Origin of the sequence: Pedobacter sp. GR22-10 (assembly GCF_026239715.1) — a bacterium.
In the GTDB taxonomy this organism is placed as follows: domain Bacteria; phylum Bacteroidota; class Bacteroidia; order Sphingobacteriales; family Sphingobacteriaceae; genus Pedobacter.
The window spans coordinates 585,840-605,897 of record NZ_JAPIVR010000001.1; the positions used below are offsets into that span (position 1 = coordinate 585,840).

Consider the following 20,058-nt stretch of genomic DNA (forward strand, 5'->3'; position numbering starts at 1 on the left):
CCGGAGATGCATCGCCGTACATTTGATGGAATCAATTAAAAAGAAATCAAATGACAATATCTAGTGGAACAACGCAGCAAAAATTTTTAGATGAACAACTCATTCAGGATTTTCCCGGATTTAGCAATCATTACGCAGAGGTTAATGGCATTCGTCTGCATTACATAGATGGTGGTTCCGGAGAAGTCATAATCTGTCTGCCGGGATGGCCGCAGACTTGGTATTCTTACCGAAACATCGCCACAGAATTTGCTAAAACGCATCGTGTTATTGTGTTAGATATCAGAGGAATGGGGACTTCTGATAAGCCGCAAGGTGGTTATGATAAAAAGACGATGGCGGAAGATATTAAACAATTAATAAATTCGTTGGGTTTAAAAAAAGTCACCGTTGTTGGTCACGATATCGGTGGAATGGTTGCGATGAGCCTGGCTTTCAATCATCCCGAAGTTGTGGAAAAACTGATTGTAGCAGACGGGTTGCACCCTAACGAGGGCATGTTTCAGATGCCGCTTTTACCTGCGCCTGGAAGTTTTGGCGAAAAAATGAATACCGATATGCCTTATGCTTGGTGGATGGGTTTTAATCAGGTAAAAAGTTTGCCTGAAAAGATTTTGGAAGGCCGTTTCCGTTTTCTCATTGACTGGCTGTTTGATTATGTGATGATTGATGAAACCAAAATGACTGAAAAGGAGCGAAGTATATATGCTGAAGCTTACAATGATGCAGAGAGTATCAGGTCTTCCAACGCTTGGTATCAGTCATTTGGCCAGGACATTGAGGATTCAAAAACTTATCAACAACTTCAAATGCCCGTTTTAGGCATTGGCAGTAATGTCAGCTATCAGTTTATGCAGATGGCGATGCCTTACATTAGCCAAAACAGTAATTTAATCGCTCTTTCTAACGGTGGTCATTATATGTTTGAGGAAACCCCGGAGCAGGTAATTGAGGCTATCTATAGTTTTTTAAAAGCTTAACTAAAAAAGGATGAAAAAAAATATTTTGGTAGCAGGGGCTACAGGTCATCTGGGTTTAATGATTTGCAAGGCTTTGGTCAGCCAGGGCGCCAATGTGGTTGCACTGGTGAGAAGAGAAAGCGATACAGAAAAAATACAATCACTTTCTCAACTGGGAGCCATGGTGATTGAAGTGGATTTTAGTAAGGATTCTGAAATTACTAAAGCCTGCCTAGGAGTAGACTGCGTGGTTTCTGCGCTCGCCGGACTTGCCGAGGTGATAATCGATACTCAAAAAGCACTTCTTGATGGTGCTATTACCGCTGGCGTTAAACGGTTTATTCCATCTGATTTTTGTACGGATTATCAGCCATTAACGCCGGGAGAAAGCAGAAATTTTGATCTTCGGAGAGCTTTTAAAGGTTATATCGATGAAAAAGATATTCGGCCCACCTCCATTTTTAACGGCGCCTTTGCTGATATTCTGAAATACAACACTCCAATTTTAAACCTTAAAAATAAATCTGTTGCCTATTGGGGGGATAAAGCCAATTGGAAACTTGATTTCACCACGATGGAAAACACGGCAGCATTTACGGCTTTGGCAGCTTTAGATGATGAAACCCCCAGGGATTTACACATTGCCAGTTTTCAAATCAGCCCAAGAATTTTGAAAGAAGGCGTTAAAGCGATTACTGGACAGGATTTTTCCTTGCAAAAGCTCTCGGACTTGGACGAATTTGCCGCAAACATTAAAAAACAAAGGTTAGAAAATCCTTCCGGTGAGCAGGAATTGTATGCCAAATGGCAACAGGCACAATACATGTATTCTATGTTCACTACGCAACATCCAAAGCTAGACAATCAAAATTATGGTGAAATAGAATGGACTTCGGAGGGTGAATATTTAAACTCTTTTCTAAAATAAATTAATGAAAAGGATTCTTGAAAAACTGGGAATCCTTTTTTCAATTCTGCTATTTAGGATTACACAAAACAACTCTGGTTATAGCTTGATTAATTTTAAACGATGAAAATTGAAAATAATAAACTACCCTTTCCTGCACAGTCGAACTTACATTTAAAGTTCCTCCATGTGCTTTTCCGATCTGTGAGGCTACATAAAGCCCAAGACCGGTTCCTTGCTGCCTTGGTCTATTGACGGACAAGATCCCATGATCAGGCGTGTGGCATAGCGTCAGCATATCTTCTCCATTGGTGCAATTTTCATATCTTTGGTCTTCCATGAATATCGAGAAACAATCATCCCGGGAGGATTTTAGTGGAGCGTTAATCATCCAGGCACTTGGATGCTCTCCAGAGGCAACGGCCATATATACAGATGAAAGCATGATCATCCGTTTCGCAAACGAGGGAATGTTGGAGGTCTGGGGTAAGAACCCTACCGTGATCGGAAAGCCGCTGTTGCAGGCGCTTCCGGAGTTGGAGGGGCAACCATTTCTCGGCCTGCTCCAGCAGGTATGGCGTTCAGGTCAGACTTATTCGGTAAGTGATGCACCAGTTCATGTGATCAAAAACGGAAAAACGACCACTGAATATTATGACTATGAATATAAGGCGCTTTTGGACAATGATGGCCAAACCTGGTGTATCCTGAATACCGCACGTAAGGTAAGTTCACGACGGGAATATCTGGAACGGATACAGCGAAAGGAAGAAAAAGAACAATCAATGGTGGAGGAGATGGCGGCGACTATGGAAGAACTGAGCTCGACTAACGATGAGTTAAACAGTTCTCTGAAGCTCCTTGGGGAAAGCCGTGAGCATATCAGGACAATCATTGAACAGGCCCCGGTAGGCATCGCCATGTTGCAAGGACCAGAACATATCATAGAAATCGCTAATCCCGCGATTTTAAAGATCTGGGGGCATGAGCTTAAAGAAGTTCAGGGACTTCCACATGAGGTTGCCCGACCGGAACTGATCGGTCAGCCCATTAACAAATGGCTTCACGAAGTATTTAACACGGGTCAGCAGCGAACAAATAACGAATTTTCAGTTTACTTAAAGGACAAAAATGGCCTGCGTAAGGCCATTGTCAATTCGATTTATCAACCCGTATTATCTTCTGATGGATTGGTCAGCGGGGTATTGGTTATTTTGGAAGAAATTACACTGCAGGTAGTTGACAGGCGTGCAAATGAGAAAAATCAACAGATGCTTTTGATGGCTGTAGAGGCAGGAGACCTTGCGACATTTTTTTATGAGCCCAAAACAAATCTTTTCTCTGGTAATGCATTATTGAAGTCATGGTTTGGACTTCCCGAAGCCGACACCATTAATTTAAAAATTGCACTTTCCAGTATTTTGGATGAAGATAGGACTAGGGTAGAAGAAGCCATTAGTGAGTCATTAAGCGATACCTCTGACAGAAATTATTTTATTGAATACCGTATCCATCACCCTAGGGATCCAAACGGAAGACTTGTACAAGCCCGTGGTAAGGTATTTCGTGACAGGCAGGAGAATTTGACAAGTTTAAACGGAACCCTACGGGATATCACCGAGCAAAAAAAAGGATGAGCAGCGGAAAGATGACTTTATGGCGATGGTTAGTCACGAACTTAAAACACCTATTACTTCGCAAAATGCTTATCTGCAGTTTATGCTACGAAACGCCAGGCTTTCTGGAGATCAGAAGTTGGAGGACATGCTTGAAAAATCGCTCAGGCAGGTACGCAATATGACTTCCATGATAGATGGCTTTCTCAATATTTCCCGGCTGGATTCTGGTAAAATGCTATTGGATCAATCTGCTTTTGATCTTAAATCACTATTTTCAGAACTCGAGGATGAAATTCATTCCACTGTACATACGCACAGGGTTGTCTTTGAACAGGCCGAAAGCATCAACCTTTATGCCGACAGGGAAAAGATTTCACAGGTCATTCATAACCTGATCAGCAATGCGGTGAAATATTCACCAATTGGTAGCGACATCAATATCTCCTATTCAATAAGTGCGAAGGGAACAATCTCGATTAGGGTAAAGGACAACGGGATGGGCATCGGTGAGCAGGACCAGGAACAGATCTTTGAGCGCTATTACCGGATAAAAAGTCCGACGATGGGATCGATCGCCGGTTTTGGAATTGGACTTTACCTGTGCAGAGAAATCATTGAACTTCACAAAGGAAAGATCAGAATTGAAAGTAGCGAAGGTTCAGGTGCTACCTTTATTATTGAACTTCCTTCTTAGCCTGAGTTAAAATTAAATTCTGCCCTCAACAGGCAGCGCCTGTCTCCTATCAAAAAGACCTGCAACGCTCGCTGTTGCAGGTCTTTTTAACTTTATGTTTATATGCTCAAGTCCTTTTTCTTTACTTGCGCCGCAGGTTTTTCCCATTTGGAAGTTATGCTGTTATTGCAAATAGGTAGGGGGATAAAAAGAAAGGGATTACCTCATCCCTTATCAACCAACCAAACTCATGTATCCCGGTAACCACTCCGGAATGATGTGAATAACACATCAGTATCGTAAAGGTTTGATAAATTAATTGACTTTTCTATCCTGCTGTGAGGAAACATCAGTAAGGATATCAGACTTCGGCCTGATCATATTGACTTATTTTTTCGGTAGTCTTGAATGGTCTCAAACAATTTGTTTGCGTCCATGTCCAGCTCTGATGCGGTCAGAAAAATTTGCAGCTTCCCGGCTGAATCCTCTATGCCGCTGACTGCCATAGCGGAAAGTTTTTTCTTAATAACGGGCATATAGTGTTCAGGTCTGCTTACAGTGAGTTCCACAAGTGTGTCCCATCCAACTTTGGTAAGGGAAATGTGCTGGATATCTTTCCAGTATATCAGGCCTGCAGCCTTGCTCACTGCAGTGACCGCTGAGCTTATCCCTTCCTGGCTTAGGACTAGCATTGGAGCTGAACGGTTCAGCGAAATCAGCATTCTGATGATGACAATGAGCAGAAGGAGGCCTAAAACAGCGGATACCCCGGCCAGCTTAGTGGCAATGGTACCGGTGAATAATCCGATGCTGTACAAAAATACTGCTGTCAGCGCAAGCAGAATGGCTGAACAGATGAAGATAAGTTGTGCAGATTTTTTTTTGTTTTTATAAAATTCCATTTATGGCTATTGTGATGGGGTTATTTTCTGTTTTTAATAAGTTTTTGGACTCGATCATTGACAGTAACAGGCGCTTTAACAACTGTATCGGTTTTTCATTTTAGTCCGTTATCATCCCATGCTGATCATTTGGAGCAAAGCGATTATATGGGTGGCAAAAGTTCTGCAAGTCGCTTTAGACCGGTTTTATGAGTCTTTCTTAACAGGCATTGCCTAAACTTTTTTCTGGAACGGTGCCACTGCTTTGAATAACTTTAGGATGTGGATGCTATTGATAGATCACCTCAAAGCTGCCGTACATTGCCATTTCTGCGCTGTGTGATATGACAAGTTTAAGTTTTAATTTCGCGATCACTTCCTTTGCGAAATTGATGCTTTTGTTCAGGTCTTTGATCCCGCGTACTTCAATGCCGCGAGATAGCATTTTGAATTTCGAAGGTTCGAACTTTTCGATGAATTTTTGAATATCGGTCGCTGTTTTGTGCTCTGACATGTTTTGATTTTTAGCATTTAAACTATAAAACTGATGTTTTGTTTGCGCAGCTTTTTGAACAATGGTTTTATATTTATCTCTTCATTGTCTTTTTTTTATAAGTTTTATTCCTTATCATCCTTATATCTAGTGCGCTAGTCAATTAGCGGCAGTCTAAATTTATCCATGTTTTTAGATCAGATTGGGATTTCTAAAAAAAAATAGCGAGCATTTTTAAATAGATCTCATTGCACTTTGCTGATAAAGCATTACCTTGATTCCCTCAAATGCGATATTGATCCTTCTATGAAAAACGCCAGAAAAAATCTGCTCTTTGCTAATGGTTTTGCTTTTGTCTTAATGGTCGCCATGAGCTACCTGTCGAATGCGGGGCTGCTCAATGGTAATAGCATGAAAACAATTTCTGACCGGTATGTCAATTATTTTACGCCTGCTGGCTTTGCATTTTCCATTTGGGGCGTTATTTATCTCGGTCTATTGGGTTTTGTTTTGTACACCGGGCTTATGGGCAAAAAGCATCCCGGCAGGTCTGCTGTGCTGCTGAAAATCGGTTGGTGGTTCGTGCTTTCCTCTATAGTGAATTCTTGCTGGGTGGTGGCCTGGTTATATGATTATATTGGTCTCTCTGTTGTGATCATGGGTGTTCTTCTTTTTTGCCTGGTCAAGATTATAATCAATACCCGGATGGAACTTGACAGTCATCCGCTGAAGGACTATCTGTTTGTATACTGGCCGTTTGCATTGTATTCGGGATGGGTTACGGTGGCTTTTATAGCCAATATCTCCGCTTACCTGACCAAGATAGGATGGGAGGGCTGGGGCATCTCTAAAGTCTGCTGGGCAATTGTAATGATCTGTGTAGCGGGGGTAGTCAATATGATCATGGTATATACCAGGAATCTGCGTGAATTTGGAGCCGTGGGCATATGGGCATTATTTGCCATTTCTGTTTCTAACCAGGATAATCCTGAAGGGCGGTACATGGTATATGCCTGTTATGCGGTGATGACCGTGCTGGCTTTATTTATCATCGGTAGTGGTCTGAAAAGCCGAAAACGTTCAATTGACAGTATGTGATCGATGGGGAATAGACCTTCTATCGTTTTTACCTGACGTATGTAAAACGCTCGATACGCTAATCTGTTTATGCTCTTTAGAAACATTAAAGGGCATAAAAATAGATGTTATTAGAAAAATAGTTATTTGGGTGTTGGAATGAAGTCATTTAGATAGTAGAATGTGGCTGAAATGAATGCACAATTAAACAAATTAAAAATCAAATCGGTCACAATTGAACGTTAGGATAGAAAGAACATATGACTTTTTTCTGCGTATTCCTCTGCATCTGCAAGTAGCAAAGTTGATCAAAGCTTAACTTTTCAAAATAAGCATGGAAGCAGAGGCAATTGTTAATGGGTATCATGGATAATTAAATTAAGGAATCTCTAATGTTACTACTTGCCTACTTTTATTTAGGGTGTGCTTATGTGTTCTTAAAGCATAATTTTAATAAATTAGCATCAGTTTTATTTACTAGTGTGATAACAATTTCAATGATTTTTTGGGCGGTTTTTAAATTTAATTAATGATGAGAGATTGATGATTGTAATTGCTTAATAATTAATTTCAGAACTCAATTAAAAAGGGACTTATGTCTACTTTTTTGTTGATTATTTTTTTTGAAGAAATCTTGGCTAAAAAGTAATAGAGATGTTACCAACGATGTCGTTAATTTTTCTAATACCTATTGACATTTTGTTCAATAATAAATTCTGAAATCAGAATCGGGTGTCATTAAACCTCAAATTTTTTCTTTTGCGTAAGAGAGATGAATTAGAAAAATAATTTGTTGTTGCCTTTCGATGTTATGATTTTTTATGTTCCTTATTTCTTGCTCTTATAGTTTTAAGTTATTTTTAATTAAAAGGCTTTAATCTGTATCAGATTATAACGAAAATTAGGGCAATGCAAAAAGCCGGATATTAATCCGGCTTTAATTGTTTTCTACCAGGTGAATCCTAAAGTTGCTGTTGCACCATAGGTAATAGTCCCTGTCTGTGGGTTATAATTTGTATTACCACTTATAGAAACAGAAGTTTTCTTTTTGCTATTGCTAGCTTTTGAAGTGTCCGCTGGAACTGGTTCTAATTTAATTGGCTGTTTACCGATTACATTAGATGCCAGTTGCCATCCAAGTAAGTAATTAAAATCATCAGGGATTGATTTGTAATATGCTGCCTGTTCATCAGTAAGTTTGAAATTGTTGAGTACCCAAGCTCTTGCATCTCGTGAAATAACGACCGCCTGATTGGTTAATTCTTTGCCGTCAAGCGCATACAATTCTTTTTGTTTCGCTTGTACTCCCTCTGGAGTGAATGGATAGAGTGCCATGTTATTAAAATTAAAGATTTGAGATAATTATTGTTTTTCATAGTATTTGTAGCTACACAACTATTTCATAAAACTAGCGTAACTTACAATGACAAGCTATAGGAGTTTTAACTATTTTTCAAGTTTATCCAACTCAATTATCCCGTTGCTAATACCATATAATATAGCAGAGAGCATAGTTTCGAAACCATACTTTTGTTGTATATTTTGCTTATGCGCATTAACGGTTTTTGTACTTATGAAGAGTTTTTCTGCAATTTCTTTAGCTTTTATTCCCATAGCAGTTAGTGCTAATATTTCCTGCTCTCTGATTGTGAATATAATTTCTTTGTTTTGTTCAAATTTAAGATTTTTGTTACTCCGGATTTCATTAATGACAGTGCTTAGATTTTTTTCGAAATAAAAGCCGCTGTCTTGTAGTTTCCAAATTGCATTTTCAAGTTCTGCCGGAGCAGTATTCTTGGTGAAATATCCATTTACACCCATTGTAATGCATTTTCTTATGCTTTCAATCTCATCCATAAGGGTAAGAATTAAGATCTTAATGTCAGGATATAGCTTCTTTATTTTACTCGAGGTTTCAAATCCATCCATTACAGGCATCTGTAAATCAAGCATAAGGATATCCGCTGTAGTAGTCTCAAGTTTTTGTATAAGTTCTAGTCCATTGCCTGCCTCTAAGACAACGGTCATATCTGTAAAAGTGCCGATCAATAAATGGAGGCTTTTTCTAAATAAAATATGGTCATCTGCTATGGCGATCCGTATCATAATAATAAATTTGAATTGTATTTCCCGTTTCACCGGGTATTTGTTTGAGTTTGGCTTTGATCTGCGCAACCCTGGATGTGATATTTTTCAACCCCATACCTGATGGGTTCTTTAAGTTCTCGAAAAAATCGTAACGCTTTCCATTGTCGGTCAGTTCAATCAAAACAGATTCGCTAATTCGATTAATAGAGAGCGATATATGATCTGCATTTCCGTGTTTGGTTACATTGGTAACCAACTCTTGAATGATCCGATATAGCTCATAAGAATCGGCTGCTGGTATTTCGATTGATGACATGTTATAATATTCAGAAACGGAGAGATGATTCCATTTTCGAATTCTGTAAAAATAACTCTCTAAGGTTGCTATTAAGCCCTGCGTCTCTAGCATGGAAGGCATTAAATTGTAACTGATGCCCTGAATATTTTCGAGCGTGTTGGTAACTATAGTTCCTATTTCTTTTAATAATGGTGCTGTATCGCCATTATTTTTGTGCTGCTGTAAAATTGTAATGTAATTCTGTACGGCATTTAAATCACCACTAATCCCATCATGAAGATCAGAGGCTATCCTTTTACGTTCCCGTTTCTCAGAAGCTAAAGAGATCTTCAGTAATTTTTCAGATTCTTCCTTCTTCATCCTGAATAATTTATTGCGATGGAGCAGAACAATAATTACCACACTCAATACAGAAGCAAACAATATCACTGTTCCCAACCAAAAGAATAATTTTAAGCCTATTTCGTTTTCCATATTCCAACAATTAATAGTAATCTTAGAATAAGCGTAGCAATGATGTTTACTAACCAATAGTAATAATCACCGTTTTTGAAGAAATGAGAAGTACAGAGGAAAAGCAATAATGTGCTGGCATAGTAAATCGAGAAACCAACGTTATAAAAGAATGATGGCTTTTTCCATAAAACTGTATCAGTAGCATCGAGCAAATCTTTAAAATAGCAAAAGGAAAAGAAGAAAACGAAAAGCGAAATTGAAAAGCTGTTTACGGCTAGAGATAGGGCTTTATGATCTTTATCCCAGAATAAAAAAGAAATACCATAAAAGATAATCCACACTATTACGGATACTATAAAACTATTTTTATAGTGTTTACCCAGCAATTGAAAATAATAAAAATAGATCGCAGCAAACTCTAATAAAGTATAAATCTGAAACCAATAACTGGTATTAATTTGCAACATTACAGTTCCTACAAATTCATACAAAGATGCAAAAGCTGTGAGATATAGGAATGGAGCAATACCCTTTGAGGCTGATAAAAAAGTTTTTTTTTCAACCAATATGATAATTAAGGGGATGACTCCAATAAATAAAGTTATGTAAAATAAAATTTGATACAATTTATCGTTTTATCAATTTGCTATTTACAGGGCACTCAGAAGGGCAAGCAGCTAAGCGTTCTACTAATACACCACTTGTTAGGTCTTCACCGTCTTTATCTACACCAACCAAAATAAGATTAGCTTCATTCCTATCAGGATCAAATCCATTATATATTCTGATTCCTATACAATTTTCCTGTTGTAGAATGATTTTTATTTTTTCTGCGCCTGCAAAATGCGCCTTCAACTGCCTGGGGTTTCTATCTTGAAACGAGGTAGTGAATTTTATCGCTTCATCTAACGTGATAACTTCTCCTGTATTATTATCTAACTTCATAAATTACTATATAATAGACCACCTTTGTCAGATATATTTTGCTAAGTTGTAGAAATTACAAAAGAATTTAAACTTTTTTTTGTAAAATATTTGATAAGTAATTATGATTTTCAATCATCAGATTTTTGGATATATGAGTAAGAAAAATCAGTCAGTCTTTTAAAGTCATTATCAGAAATTACGTGGACAGCAATAGACTGTTCTAAAAATTGATAGCCCTTTTAAATGACTTATAGTCATATTATCGAAGTGGATACATCCGTAAAATTTGCCAGAGTATAATTGCTGTAAATTAGCTTTTAATTCAGTAAACCGTGTTTTTATTAATGTAATCTATGGGTTATTAGATATATCGAATATCTGTGCAAAAGCAGCAATATTAAAAATCAAGCGGAAAGAACCAGTTATTGTTTTTGTATCAATCTACTTCTTCTTTGTTAGCACGCTTTTTTATCACGCACTGCTGCGAAGGGCTTTTAAATGATTGTGTCTACGATCATGAATATTTTGATGTAAACATCCGTGTTGTTGTGATGATCTCCATGGTTATGATCGTTCCCTCTTTCGATTAATATGTAATGTCCTATTATATATATGATAAGCAAGTTGCTTTTTGGGAATACACCACGCTGTGCGTGCGTTAAAATGGAACACATTTTTAATCCGGCCCGAGGCTCAGTGAGCTATCTAGCTCGGCAGACAGTGCCAGTTTGCGAAAAAGGCGCTCTTCATGACAGCTAATGAGTTCGCGTAAAGCAAATTTCATTTTTAAACCTGGGTTGCAGGTAGCTAACTTGATAGGTCACCAAAAGACCATCATTTGCGTATGATTATTTGTTCAATTGTTTTTCCTTATTATTGCGTTTTAGATGAATTTACCTTCGGTCAGGTGAATTATTTAATATACCAATAATTTATGAAGCATATACTCAGATCATCCTTTCTGGGGGGACTATTATTAATCTCGCTCACTTCTTCGGCCCAGAAGCGTTTCACGCCCGAATGGAGCAAGGGGATTGTGTGGTACCAGATTTTTCCGGAACGGTTCAATAATGGCGATCCTACAAATGACCCCAAGGCTGAAGACCAGGACGGGGCTTACCCATTTGATACCACATCCCCTTTTCAAATTCACCCCTGGACGAGCGACTGGTATGAATTGCAGCCTTACGAGCAGCGAAATGGTAAGGATATTTACTACAACCTGCAACGTCGCCGTTATGGCGGGGATTTGAAAGGCGTTATTGATAAACTGGATTACATCAAGTCTTTAGGAGTTGACGCGATTTACATGACGCCTGTTTTTTGGTCTCCATCCTCTCATAAATATGACGCGCTGTGTTACCACCACGTTGATCCCACCTTTGGGCCCGACCCTAAAGGCGATATAGCCTTAATGGAAAAGGAAAATCCACTCGATGTAAAAACCTGGGTATGGACAAAGGCCGATCTTTTAGCCTTGAGGCTGATTAAAGAGGTTCATGCCCGCAATATGCGCATCATTTTTGATGGTGTTTTTAACCACATGGGCGTAAAAAGTTTTGCCTTCCGTGATGTGGAAAATAACCAGCAGGCTTCGCCATACGCTGGTTGGTTTTCTGTGAAGAGCTGGAACGATGCCGCCAAGGGTACCACTTTTGATTATAACGGATGGTTTGGCGTTAAGACATTGCCAGAGTTTAAGGAAGATGATCATGGTATCGTGGCTGGCCCAAAACAATATATTTTTAATGCCACTGAACGCTGGATGAACCCTATGGATAAGGGCATTAAAGACGGAATTGATGGATGGCGCCTAGATGTGGCATATGATGTGGGGCATCCCTTTTGGAAAGACTGGAGAAAATGGGTACGCAGCATCAACCCAACCGCTTACATGACGGCAGAGTTGGTGTATCCTATCGATCAAACAAGGCCCTACCTACAGGGTGATGAGTTTGATGCGACCATGAACTACAATTTTGCTTTTATTATGCACGATTTTTTTATCCAGGAGAAAACCGGGTCTTCGGTAACTGCGTTCGATGCCCGTTTGAGAGAACTGCGTGAGGCGTTTGGAAATGATGTTGCGCTAAATATGCAGAATCTGATGAACAGCCATGACGCTACCCGCCTGGCAAGTGCGGTTGCAAATCCTGACGGCTTGAAATTTGGCGATTGGGGAAATTATTTCAGCTGGAGCCAGAAGAGCAATAACAAGAATTATAACGCGCGCAAGCCCACTGCCAGTCAGATACAGACGCAAAAACTCATTGCTGCTTTTCAGATGCTATATTTAGGCTCACCTATGATTTTTTATGGAGATGAGGCAGGAATTTGGGGCGGCAATGATCCTGACTGCCGCAAGCCCATGATTTGGGAAGGCAAAAAATACGATCCTGAGACCCATAATCCGGACCAGACCAGGCATGAGGCTGACCACGTTGAATTCAATAAGGTGCTATTTGACTGGTACCAAAAGTTTATGAGCTTGCGTAAAAAGTATAAATCCTTGCAACTTGGAGACTATGCTACGATTGAAAAAAATGATCTGCAAAGGTTCTACGTTTTTAGCTGTAAATACAATAGTGAGGAAGTACTGGTGCTCGTTAACCGATCAGATAAGCCTATACAATATAAAAATACCATATTTGAGGAAAGCAGGTATAAGGAAGTTTTTTCAAAAAAAGGGCTTAAATCCGTAACTATTGCGCCTATGGATTTGGTGGTGCTTTATAAATAAATCTTTCAGGATAAGTAAAGATGTTCAAATTGAACTCTGTAGGGGAGTGTAAGCTTTTTTGCAGAGCCTTTCATTTTTAGACCTGAAGTTAATAAACACTTTTAACTTAAATTAAAAGATCATTGAGTTTCAGTTGATTTATTTTAATCACATATATTTTATATTATAATTTAATAGTGATAAAATCTGTTATTGAAGGATAGCAGCCTCAATTCTGGAAAGAAGAAAATTAATATCAAAAGGCTTACTGATAAAATCTTGGGGTTCGCATATTCCTTCCAAGTCACCAATGTGTGCATGAGCACTCATTATAACCACGGGAATTTCTTCATCTTGGTTATCCTGGCGTAAACTACGGCATACATCTATCCCAGAACCATCGGGGAGATTCACATCAAAAAGATAAAGATCAGGACGAATATTTAAGTCCCTGCTCATGAATTCAGCAATGCTTGCAAAGGATTGAACTTCGTAATCTTCCAAAGCAAGAAGAATTTCTAACACCTCACGTATGCCCTGATCGTCCTCCAATAAAAAAATTCTTCTCATATTATCTTCATGAACACTAACTTTCAAAATTAGTTTTCATATAATCATGCTGATTGTATGAAAGTTCCGTTAGGATTCAGAAGGAAGTGTAAACCAGAACTCACTACCTTTTCCTATTTCACTATTTGCGCCAATCTTTCCGCCATGGCTTTTTATAATTTCTGCACTGATGTAAAGGCCAAGTCCAAGTCCGGAGAACTGCTGTCCGCTATAATCTGTTCTGTAGTAGCGTTCAAACAAATGCGAAAGCTTTTCCTTTGGAATACCCGGTCCGAAGTCACTAACAGTCACCTTTATTTCTTGATTACCAACAGTTATAGCCTCAATAATGATTTCCGGTGATTGGGGGGCATATTTGACTGCATTTGTAATGAAATTGATTAATACCTGTCCAATCTGCTGTTCATCTGCATAAATGCTGATGGCTTTCTCACAGATGAAAACAAGTTTCTGGCTGGTGGCTGGCTCCAAGTGCACCTGGCAGTGTTCAAGCAGATCGGGGAGGGCAAATATCTTTTTTTCAAGTCGCGCCTGCCCTTTTTCCATCCTACTGGTGTCTAATAAATCATTGATGAGTTTTGAGAGCGACTCAAGGCTCCTGATAGACTGCCTTATCAGTTTCTCACGCCGCTCATCTGATAAATGTCCATTTGATCTTTCCAATAGCTGAAGCGATGCCTTTAAAGAAGTAACCGGGGTTTTAAGCTCATGGCTGGCTATGCTGATGAAATCATCTTTGCCCTGGCTCATCATCCTTCTGGTGGTGACATCCATAAAGGTGCCTATTCCGCCAGTAAGCTCACCGTCTATATTAAATATCGGTGCGGCATTTATAGAAATATAAAAACACTCACGTTCTGGTGGCTGTACTCCGATTTCATGATCAAAAACTGGCTTTCCGGTTCTCATCATGATTGACATCGGATGCTCTTCTTGAGGAAGGTCACTTCCGTCCAGGCGCAGATTTTGCCATTTTGGGTCGTCGTAGGTGCGATCCTTGATCTCGCTATGGGACAGGCCGAGGATCTGCTGGGCCATAGGGTTGGCGTAAACCAGTTGTCCGGTGGTATCTATTATGCCTACACCCTCAGCCATAGTTTCCAGGATGCCCTGAAGTCGCTGCTCACTGCTGCGAAGGGTTTCTTCTAGTATCGTTTTTTCAGCCAGTCTTTGTTCGCGTTCTCGGATGGTGAGCACCTGTTCGGTAACTTCCAGCGCCATATCTATTACTCCGGCGACTTGGCCACCCTCAATATAAGGCGCATAATTGAAATTAAAATAACCTTCCTCAAGTTTTCCATTTCTTCGCAAAGTCACGCGTGTAGAAGATTCTGCGCATTCCCTGCCATGTTGATAGGTTTCAATCAATTTAAGTGCTGCCGGTTGTCCAATCAATTCAGGGATCTGCTCAAATAAAGGCTTTCCAATAATGGATTCATCCCTGCCGACAAGTTCCAGCATGGGGCCATTGGCCATAGCAACTAAAAAATCATCTCCTTTTACCAGCATCATGGCTATTGGCGCCTGGGCAATAAGGCTGCGAAAACCATCCTCACTATCGCTTAATTTGGTGTTAAGGTCAGAAATTTCATTATTGAGTACTACCAGATCGGTATTTCGCTGTTCTAAACCACTGTTATAATCATTCAATTCCAGGTTTAGACTTTGGAAAGCAGAATTTGATTTTTCCAGATCAATATTTTTTATTGCCAGTTGATGGGTCAGATTCTTGTTGATTTCATTGAATTTCTCAAGCTGTTCATTTGTAGATGTATATTCCTCGTTTACTACAGCAAGTTCTTCATTGGTGGTTTGCAGTTCCTCGTTCAGTACGCTTAGTTCCTCATTGTATTCCTTTAACAGCTGCTCACTTTCTTTTAGTGCCCACCTGCTTTCAACGTGCTGCGTTACGTCCAAAATGGTAGCCATTATCGCATCCACTTTACCTTGCCGATTAAGGAGCGGATAAAAATCGACGTTGAGATAACGTTTTTCGGATTCAGTTATATTGCCTGAAGTGTGAATGATCTCTTTAAGCGAAATTTTCTCTGCTGAGGTAAAGATCTGGTCAAGCTGATTTGAAAACTGCTGGTTTTTCAATGTTGGAAAAACATCCAGTAGCGCCGAGCCGATCACAGTCTGCTCGCCAGTTCCCCAGATATTCAATATATAGGGATTGGCAGTCTCAATAATCATATTACTTCCCTGGAGAATGGTTAGCCCAATGGGCGTGGTCCGGATAAGCTCCTGCATGCGGTGCTCTGTGAAGCGCAAATGGTTATGGGTCTGCTGCAGGATTTCATTGGTTTCCAGCAATTCTTCGTTGGTTGCCTGGTACTCTTCATTGACTCTACTAAGTTCTTCATTGATGAGTTGCTCATTATCCTCTTTTTCTTTTACCAATTTCCATGCATCAACACGCTTGCTTACCTCCAGCGCTGTATGCAATATGCAATATACCGCACTGTTTTCATCCTTTATGGGCTGATAGATAAAATCAAAATAGGAGGTAACGAGTTGTCCATCAACTTCCAGGGTGGCCGCTGTGTCGGTAGCCTGATATCGCTCACCGGATTGCCATACCTGCTTCAAAATGGAAGTGAATGGTTGACCTTTCATCTCTGGAATGGCTTGTTCAAACGTTTTTCCGATGACTGTTTCTTCCTTACCCCATATTGAAAGCATGGATTGATTGACCATTCCAATTTCTAGCTCAGAACTGGTATAAATAGCAATAGGTTCGCTGGATTGTAAAAATATTTTAATAAGTGCATCATTGGATAGGGCAGAAAGATGATGGGTCATCAAAAAGAAATAAGCAAAGTGAGATCAAATGTAATCAATGGCAGGATAACTTAGATGCAAGGGAGCGATCAATTTTTTCAATAGTTCACAACACATAAGAATATAGTTGAGGAAATATTTCTTATGTCTTGGAGGATTTAATTATCTACCGACACAGTTTGATAATTATAGATACTATTGATCTGGATTAGGTCGAAATCAGAATGGTCATTATTGATCATTGTTGAATTTTTCGTTTTCTCTAACTTAATTTACCTGTTTCAATTCCTATTTGATCAGCAACAGCTCGCGAATGGCTCATGTTCTTTTTCTGAGTTGATAATAAATAATAAAAATTTCTGGCGCTATCAAAAATCCACCGTTTTTTGGGAATTAAGTCCTTATGTATATACTTAACGTTAATAGTAATAGTGATTAATATTTCGTGAATTATATTAAAAGTTAATCTATTTTTTTTGATAATAGAAGGTGCCTTATGATATAATTTAATTGTGCATCTACTCCTTTTGCGATATCACTTGCCTTGGTCTTAACTGGTATATCAGGCTTTATGCCTTCATCTTTTCGTCTTTCAATGGGGGCTTGATAGATCAAAGGAATATCTACTTCGATTCCAGATGATGGTAGATACAAGAAAAAGAATTGCCCTCCATTGATTCCTTGTTTGGTTCCTCCGGTAGCCTCACCAACTAACTTCGCGTATTTATTTTCCTGTAAAATATCTGCCATAAAAAAAGAGCTTGAACTGTTCGTTGCATTTGTCAGAAGATATACCTGACCAGCAAAGTAATTTTGATTCGGTATAATAGATTCAATTGAATTATTGCTTTTTTTGTAGTACAGTCCTGTTTTCGTTCTCACATAATCGGAAGCTAGTTTGGGCATTTTGAAAGATTGATCCCAAGTTTGCAGGTATGGTGTTAAGCTATCCGGAACTTCCAAGGACCTATAGTAACGCCTTATTGCATGATAAGCGGGATGAGGTATCAAATAGCTAATGACCTTGTTGCGTACCTGATCGTCCCCACCTTCATTGTCTCTAATGTCTACAATTAATTGGGTTGCTTTTATAGTTTTCAATTTATTAAAAATGCTATCAAGATAGTAGTCATATTTTTTTTCCCATCCCTTAGTGGTAAAGTCTCGAATTTTCAAGTAGCCACATTCAGGTGAGACCAACCTAAAAGTACCTGTTGGCTGTATAGATTCTGCTTGATAACGATCCTGATACCGCTGTTGCCTAATCTGTTTACTAATAATGCGGAAATCATACCTAATTACTTGGTTCTTCTTAAAGGGTTTCACACCAATTTCATAATAATCAGCGGATGGATTATCAGCAAAGAATAATGGGAAATAAATATCGAATAATGCATACCTATCTTTATTAGCTAAAGAAGGTGGAATCCCAACGTTATCAAGTTTTTTGTTTAACCCATGCTTTCCATCTGAACGGCTAGCAGTCAACAGTGAATCAATAATTTCTGTGGTTGGTAGGCCATTGATGCTGACTACCTCGTCTCCTGCCTTTATTTGAGCATGTTCTGATAAATTGTGGGTCACAATTATTTTTTTATCGACGACCTTAAAAAGAAGTGGAATTACCAAACCAGACTGTAGTTGGGCTGTGAGCGTCTTTTGTTGGTTATATGGATTTAGATAAGTATGTCCACACTTCAGTTTGGCAGTCAGTTGAGAAAGTTTTATGTAAAAATCTTTGAGGCTGAGTGGTTTGTTAGTTTGTATTTCAATCTCTGAGAAATAACGGTTCAGTTTTGATCTCGTCAGGTATCGGTAAATCCCAGGATGGAGTGATATGAGTGCAGACTTTAATATCGCTAAGTCCGAATGCATTTGAGCTACGGGTAAGAAATTTTGTTTTTCTTGGCTGTATAATAAAGTGGTCCACAATAAACAAAGGGCAAGTGTGCATGTTCTCATCATGAAAGCAAAAGTTGTCCAAATAGTTTGACTCGTCGCTGCAAATCATAATTTGAGACTAACTCACTAAGCGCTTTCTCGATTTTTAATATATTCCAAAGGTGTTTTCCCAGTTTGTTTTTTGAACGCACGGTTGAATGTCGCCTTTGAATTGAATCCACTATCCAATGCAATCCCTAGAAGTGTGACTTTTTTATGCTGCTGATTATCAATCCTGGAAATAACTTCTTTAATTCGATAGCCGTTTATAAAATCATTGAAGTTAAGGTCATACCCCGAATTGATCACCTTAGATAGAAGACCGGAATTCAACATCATCAGGGATGCTAGGTGACCTAAAGTGAGATCTGCTATTAAGTACGGCTTTTGCTGATCCAACAACTCGGTAAGCATCCTCATATGTATTGCCAAATCTGGAAGAACCTTTGGCTCATTTAACTGATCATGGTCGCTCTTGCTTGCTTTTTGAGAAAAATACAAGGCAGGTTTATTTGATCCTTGAAACATGTAGCCTTTGATTCCCAGATAGTAGATCAGTATCCCTAAAAACATATAGCTATACCAGTCTGTCTTGTAAGAGAGAGGCGTAACCCAATTTGTCACTTGATAAACAAACATCAAAACCAGCCCTGTCCCAAGTGCTAAAAGTATATTTCTAAGCCAAATGAAATCCAGGTTTTCAAGTGAAGAAAGGTTCTGAACTGCATATCGCTTATACGCATAGAACGATTTAAAGGTTATTATTAAATAATATATAAGTGAGCAGTAGCTTATCAGGGTAAAAAGCAAAGTTTTGTCAATCTCAGCCAATGGCCCCCTGGTCCCGAATTGGGTATATGGCGTTTTTGGAAATGGAAAATAAAGGATATAATCTATTGCTAATTTACTAAGAATAATAGTGGCCCAGATCATAGGTAGCCAGAGATGATAGGCATGTTTCTTTTCAAATTTAAAATCCTGATTGGTGGCAGATAAAAAATAAAAGTAAATCAACGGTCCTATTAAACAGATTGTATTAAACGGAAAATAGAACATGAAACTAGTAGAAGCGTCATGTGAATCGTACCAACCTGCAAAACCGAGCATCCAGAAAGCTATCCTGATGCTCATCAGCAAAAGTATAATGCCCAAAAGTAGATTTGATATCTTGAATCTATCTCCCGTTTTACAAATGAGCAGTATACCAAACAAAACAGCTTGTGAAAATGGCAATAATAATAATGCGCTGTAGTTATTTAGTTCAAATACCATCATCAATTTTCATTCTATAAAGATAAATAGTGAATTGGTTTATAAAAACTGTAGATGCATTTTCTTAATTATTCTCACTATTCGATGGTTAGTTGATAATTCGATCAACTTTACTGTTTGAAATAATAAAAATTCGTTTAAAAACAGCCAAATTTATATGTTTCTGTTTTACCAATTATCGGAAACGCATTCCTTAATCAAATAGGTCTTACGGGTTTTTGATAATGAGTGGTTGATAAAAAATTATCAAGTAAAAATATTCGTTTTTTGAGACACGTTGTTATGTTATTTGTTCAAGCAAGTATATAGATGATATATTCGGTCAGGAACCAAATAGTATTTGTTACTTAGTAAAGCAAAAATTCATCCCAATCCTGAGTGTCGAATAATATGT

Annotated in this window: 17 protein-coding genes; 6 read left to right on the plus strand and 11 right to left on the minus strand. The window is 38.7% G+C overall.

Going from position 1 to position 20,058, the window contains the following annotated elements:
- Window positions 1-50 precede the first annotated feature (50 nt).
- The 4 genes from OQX64_RS02385 to OQX64_RS02400 all read left to right on the plus strand — a co-directional run bounded on the left by OQX64_RS02385 (window position 51) and on the right by OQX64_RS02400 (window position 4,179).
- Window positions 51-980: an alpha/beta fold hydrolase gene (locus tag OQX64_RS02385; RefSeq protein WP_265817418.1), complete on the plus strand. Its 930-nt coding sequence runs from the start codon at window positions 51-53 to the stop codon at window positions 978-980.
- 10 nt (window positions 981-990) lie between these two features.
- Complete coding sequence (locus tag OQX64_RS02390; protein WP_265817419.1) at window positions 991-1,887, plus strand: SDR family NAD(P)-dependent oxidoreductase; 897 nt, start codon at window positions 991-993, stop codon at window positions 1,885-1,887.
- A 317-nt stretch (window positions 1,888-2,204) separates the two neighbouring features.
- Window positions 2,205-3,503 carry a PAS domain S-box protein gene (locus OQX64_RS02395; protein WP_265817420.1) on the plus strand — a complete coding sequence of 433 codons (1,299 nt, stop codon included), beginning with the start codon at window positions 2,205-2,207 and terminating at the stop codon, window positions 3,501-3,503.
- Window positions 3,504-3,522: 19 nt separating this feature from the next.
- Window positions 3,523-4,179, plus strand: a complete 657-nt coding sequence (locus OQX64_RS02400) for a sensor histidine kinase (protein ID WP_265817421.1) — start codon at window positions 3,523-3,525, stop codon at window positions 4,177-4,179.
- A gap of 356 nt (window positions 4,180-4,535) precedes the next feature.
- Here the strand turns inward: OQX64_RS02400 and OQX64_RS02405 are convergent, their stop codons facing one another.
- Both OQX64_RS02405 and OQX64_RS02410 read right to left on the minus strand, forming a co-directional pair.
- Window positions 4,536-5,060: an STM3941 family protein gene (locus OQX64_RS02405; protein WP_265817422.1), complete on the minus strand. Its 525-nt coding sequence runs from the start codon at window positions 5,058-5,060 to the stop codon at window positions 4,536-4,538.
- A 268-nt stretch (window positions 5,061-5,328) separates the two neighbouring features.
- The gene (locus tag OQX64_RS02410; protein ID WP_265817423.1) at window positions 5,329-5,553 is read right to left on the minus strand and encodes a hypothetical protein; all 225 of its coding nucleotides are present in this window, start codon (window positions 5,551-5,553) and stop codon (window positions 5,329-5,331) included.
- Between the two features lie 285 nt (window positions 5,554-5,838).
- Between OQX64_RS02410 and OQX64_RS02415 the strand changes: the two genes are divergently transcribed.
- A complete protein-coding gene (locus OQX64_RS02415) occupies window positions 5,839-6,630 on the plus strand; it encodes a hypothetical protein (protein ID WP_265817424.1) in 792 nt (263 codons plus the stop codon).
- A 927-nt stretch (window positions 6,631-7,557) separates the two neighbouring features.
- On the opposite strand, the gene OQX64_RS02420 is transcribed toward OQX64_RS02415, so the two are convergent.
- From OQX64_RS02420 to OQX64_RS02440, 5 genes are all read right to left on the minus strand, one after another.
- On the minus strand, window positions 7,558-7,944 hold the full coding sequence (locus OQX64_RS02420) for a hypothetical protein (RefSeq protein WP_265817425.1): 387 nt from the start codon (window positions 7,942-7,944) through the stop codon (window positions 7,558-7,560).
- A gap of 111 nt (window positions 7,945-8,055) precedes the next feature.
- Window positions 8,056-8,715 (minus strand): response regulator transcription factor, encoded by a 660-nt coding sequence (locus OQX64_RS02425; protein WP_265817426.1) that lies wholly within the window; start codon window positions 8,713-8,715, stop codon window positions 8,056-8,058.
- Entirely contained in the window at window positions 8,690-9,469 is a 780-nt protein-coding gene (locus tag OQX64_RS02430; protein WP_265817427.1) for a sensor histidine kinase, read from the minus strand. Before OQX64_RS02430 ends, OQX64_RS02425 begins: the two co-directional genes overlap by 26 nt.
- Window positions 9,454-10,017, minus strand: a complete 564-nt coding sequence (locus tag OQX64_RS02435) for a hypothetical protein (RefSeq protein WP_265817429.1) — start codon at window positions 10,015-10,017, stop codon at window positions 9,454-9,456. The genes OQX64_RS02430 and OQX64_RS02435 overlap by 16 nt, the downstream gene beginning before the upstream one ends.
- 61 nt (window positions 10,018-10,078) lie before the next feature.
- On the minus strand, window positions 10,079-10,396 hold the full coding sequence (locus OQX64_RS02440; protein ID WP_265817430.1) for a hypothetical protein: 318 nt from the start codon (window positions 10,394-10,396) through the stop codon (window positions 10,079-10,081).
- 916 nt (window positions 10,397-11,312) lie between these two features.
- Here OQX64_RS02440 and OQX64_RS02445 point away from each other — a divergent pair.
- A complete protein-coding gene (locus tag OQX64_RS02445) occupies window positions 11,313-13,118 on the plus strand; it encodes a glycoside hydrolase family 13 protein (protein WP_265817431.1) in 1,806 nt (601 codons plus the stop codon).
- 189 nt (window positions 13,119-13,307) lie between these two features.
- Here OQX64_RS02445 and OQX64_RS02450 read toward each other — a convergent pair whose 3' ends face one another.
- The 4 genes from OQX64_RS02450 to OQX64_RS02465 form a co-directional block, all read right to left on the minus strand.
- On the minus strand, window positions 13,308-13,694 hold the full coding sequence (locus tag OQX64_RS02450) for a response regulator transcription factor (protein ID WP_265817432.1): 387 nt from the start codon (window positions 13,692-13,694) through the stop codon (window positions 13,308-13,310).
- 42 nt (window positions 13,695-13,736) lie between these two features.
- On the minus strand, window positions 13,737-16,472 hold the full coding sequence (locus OQX64_RS02455) for a PAS domain-containing protein (RefSeq protein WP_265817433.1): 2,736 nt from the start codon (window positions 16,470-16,472) through the stop codon (window positions 13,737-13,739).
- 441 nt (window positions 16,473-16,913) lie between these two features.
- Window positions 16,914-18,416: a S41 family peptidase gene (locus tag OQX64_RS02460; RefSeq protein WP_265817435.1), complete on the minus strand. Its 1,503-nt coding sequence runs from the start codon at window positions 18,414-18,416 to the stop codon at window positions 16,914-16,916.
- A 63-nt stretch (window positions 18,417-18,479) separates the two neighbouring features.
- Window positions 18,480-19,667 (minus strand): helix-turn-helix domain-containing protein, encoded by a 1,188-nt coding sequence (locus OQX64_RS02465; RefSeq protein ID WP_265817437.1) that lies wholly within the window; start codon window positions 19,665-19,667, stop codon window positions 18,480-18,482.
- Window positions 19,668-20,058: the final 391 nt, after the last annotated feature.

Excerpts from the sequence above, each read along its gene's own strand:
- OQX64_RS02410 (WP_265817423.1), bottom strand. The coding sequence starts at position 5,553 with ATGTCAGAGCACAAAACAGCGACCGATATTCAAAAATTCATCGAAAAG.
- OQX64_RS02395 (WP_265817420.1), top strand. The coding sequence starts at position 2,205 with ATGAATATCGAGAAACAATCATCCCGGGAGGATTTTAGTGGAGCGTTA.
- OQX64_RS02420 (WP_265817425.1), bottom strand. The coding sequence starts at position 7,944 with ATGGCACTCTATCCATTCACTCCAGAGGGAGTACAAGCGAAACAAAAA.
- OQX64_RS02400 (WP_265817421.1), top strand. The coding sequence starts at position 3,523 with ATGGCGATGGTTAGTCACGAACTTAAAACACCTATTACTTCGCAAAAT.
- OQX64_RS02460 (WP_265817435.1), bottom strand. The coding sequence starts at position 18,416 with ATGATGAGAACATGCACACTTGCCCTTTGTTTATTGTGGACCACTTTA.
- OQX64_RS02405 (WP_265817422.1), bottom strand. The coding sequence starts at position 5,060 with ATGGAATTTTATAAAAACAAAAAAAAATCTGCACAACTTATCTTCATC.
- OQX64_RS02385 (WP_265817418.1), top strand. The coding sequence starts at position 51 with ATGACAATATCTAGTGGAACAACGCAGCAAAAATTTTTAGATGAACAA.
- OQX64_RS02465 (WP_265817437.1), bottom strand. The coding sequence starts at position 19,667 with ATGATGGTATTTGAACTAAATAACTACAGCGCATTATTATTATTGCCA.
- OQX64_RS02390 (WP_265817419.1), top strand. The coding sequence starts at position 991 with ATGAAAAAAAATATTTTGGTAGCAGGGGCTACAGGTCATCTGGGTTTA.
- OQX64_RS02430 (WP_265817427.1), bottom strand. The coding sequence starts at position 9,469 with ATGGAAAACGAAATAGGCTTAAAATTATTCTTTTGGTTGGGAACAGTG.
- OQX64_RS02455 (WP_265817433.1), bottom strand. The coding sequence starts at position 16,472 with ATGACCCATCATCTTTCTGCCCTATCCAATGATGCACTTATTAAAATA.
- OQX64_RS02425 (WP_265817426.1), bottom strand. The coding sequence starts at position 8,715 with ATGATACGGATCGCCATAGCAGATGACCATATTTTATTTAGAAAAAGC.
- OQX64_RS02445 (WP_265817431.1), top strand. The coding sequence starts at position 11,313 with ATGAAGCATATACTCAGATCATCCTTTCTGGGGGGACTATTATTAATC.
- OQX64_RS02415 (WP_265817424.1), top strand. The coding sequence starts at position 5,839 with ATGAAAAACGCCAGAAAAAATCTGCTCTTTGCTAATGGTTTTGCTTTT.
- OQX64_RS02440 (WP_265817430.1), bottom strand. The coding sequence starts at position 10,396 with ATGAAGTTAGATAATAATACAGGAGAAGTTATCACGTTAGATGAAGCG.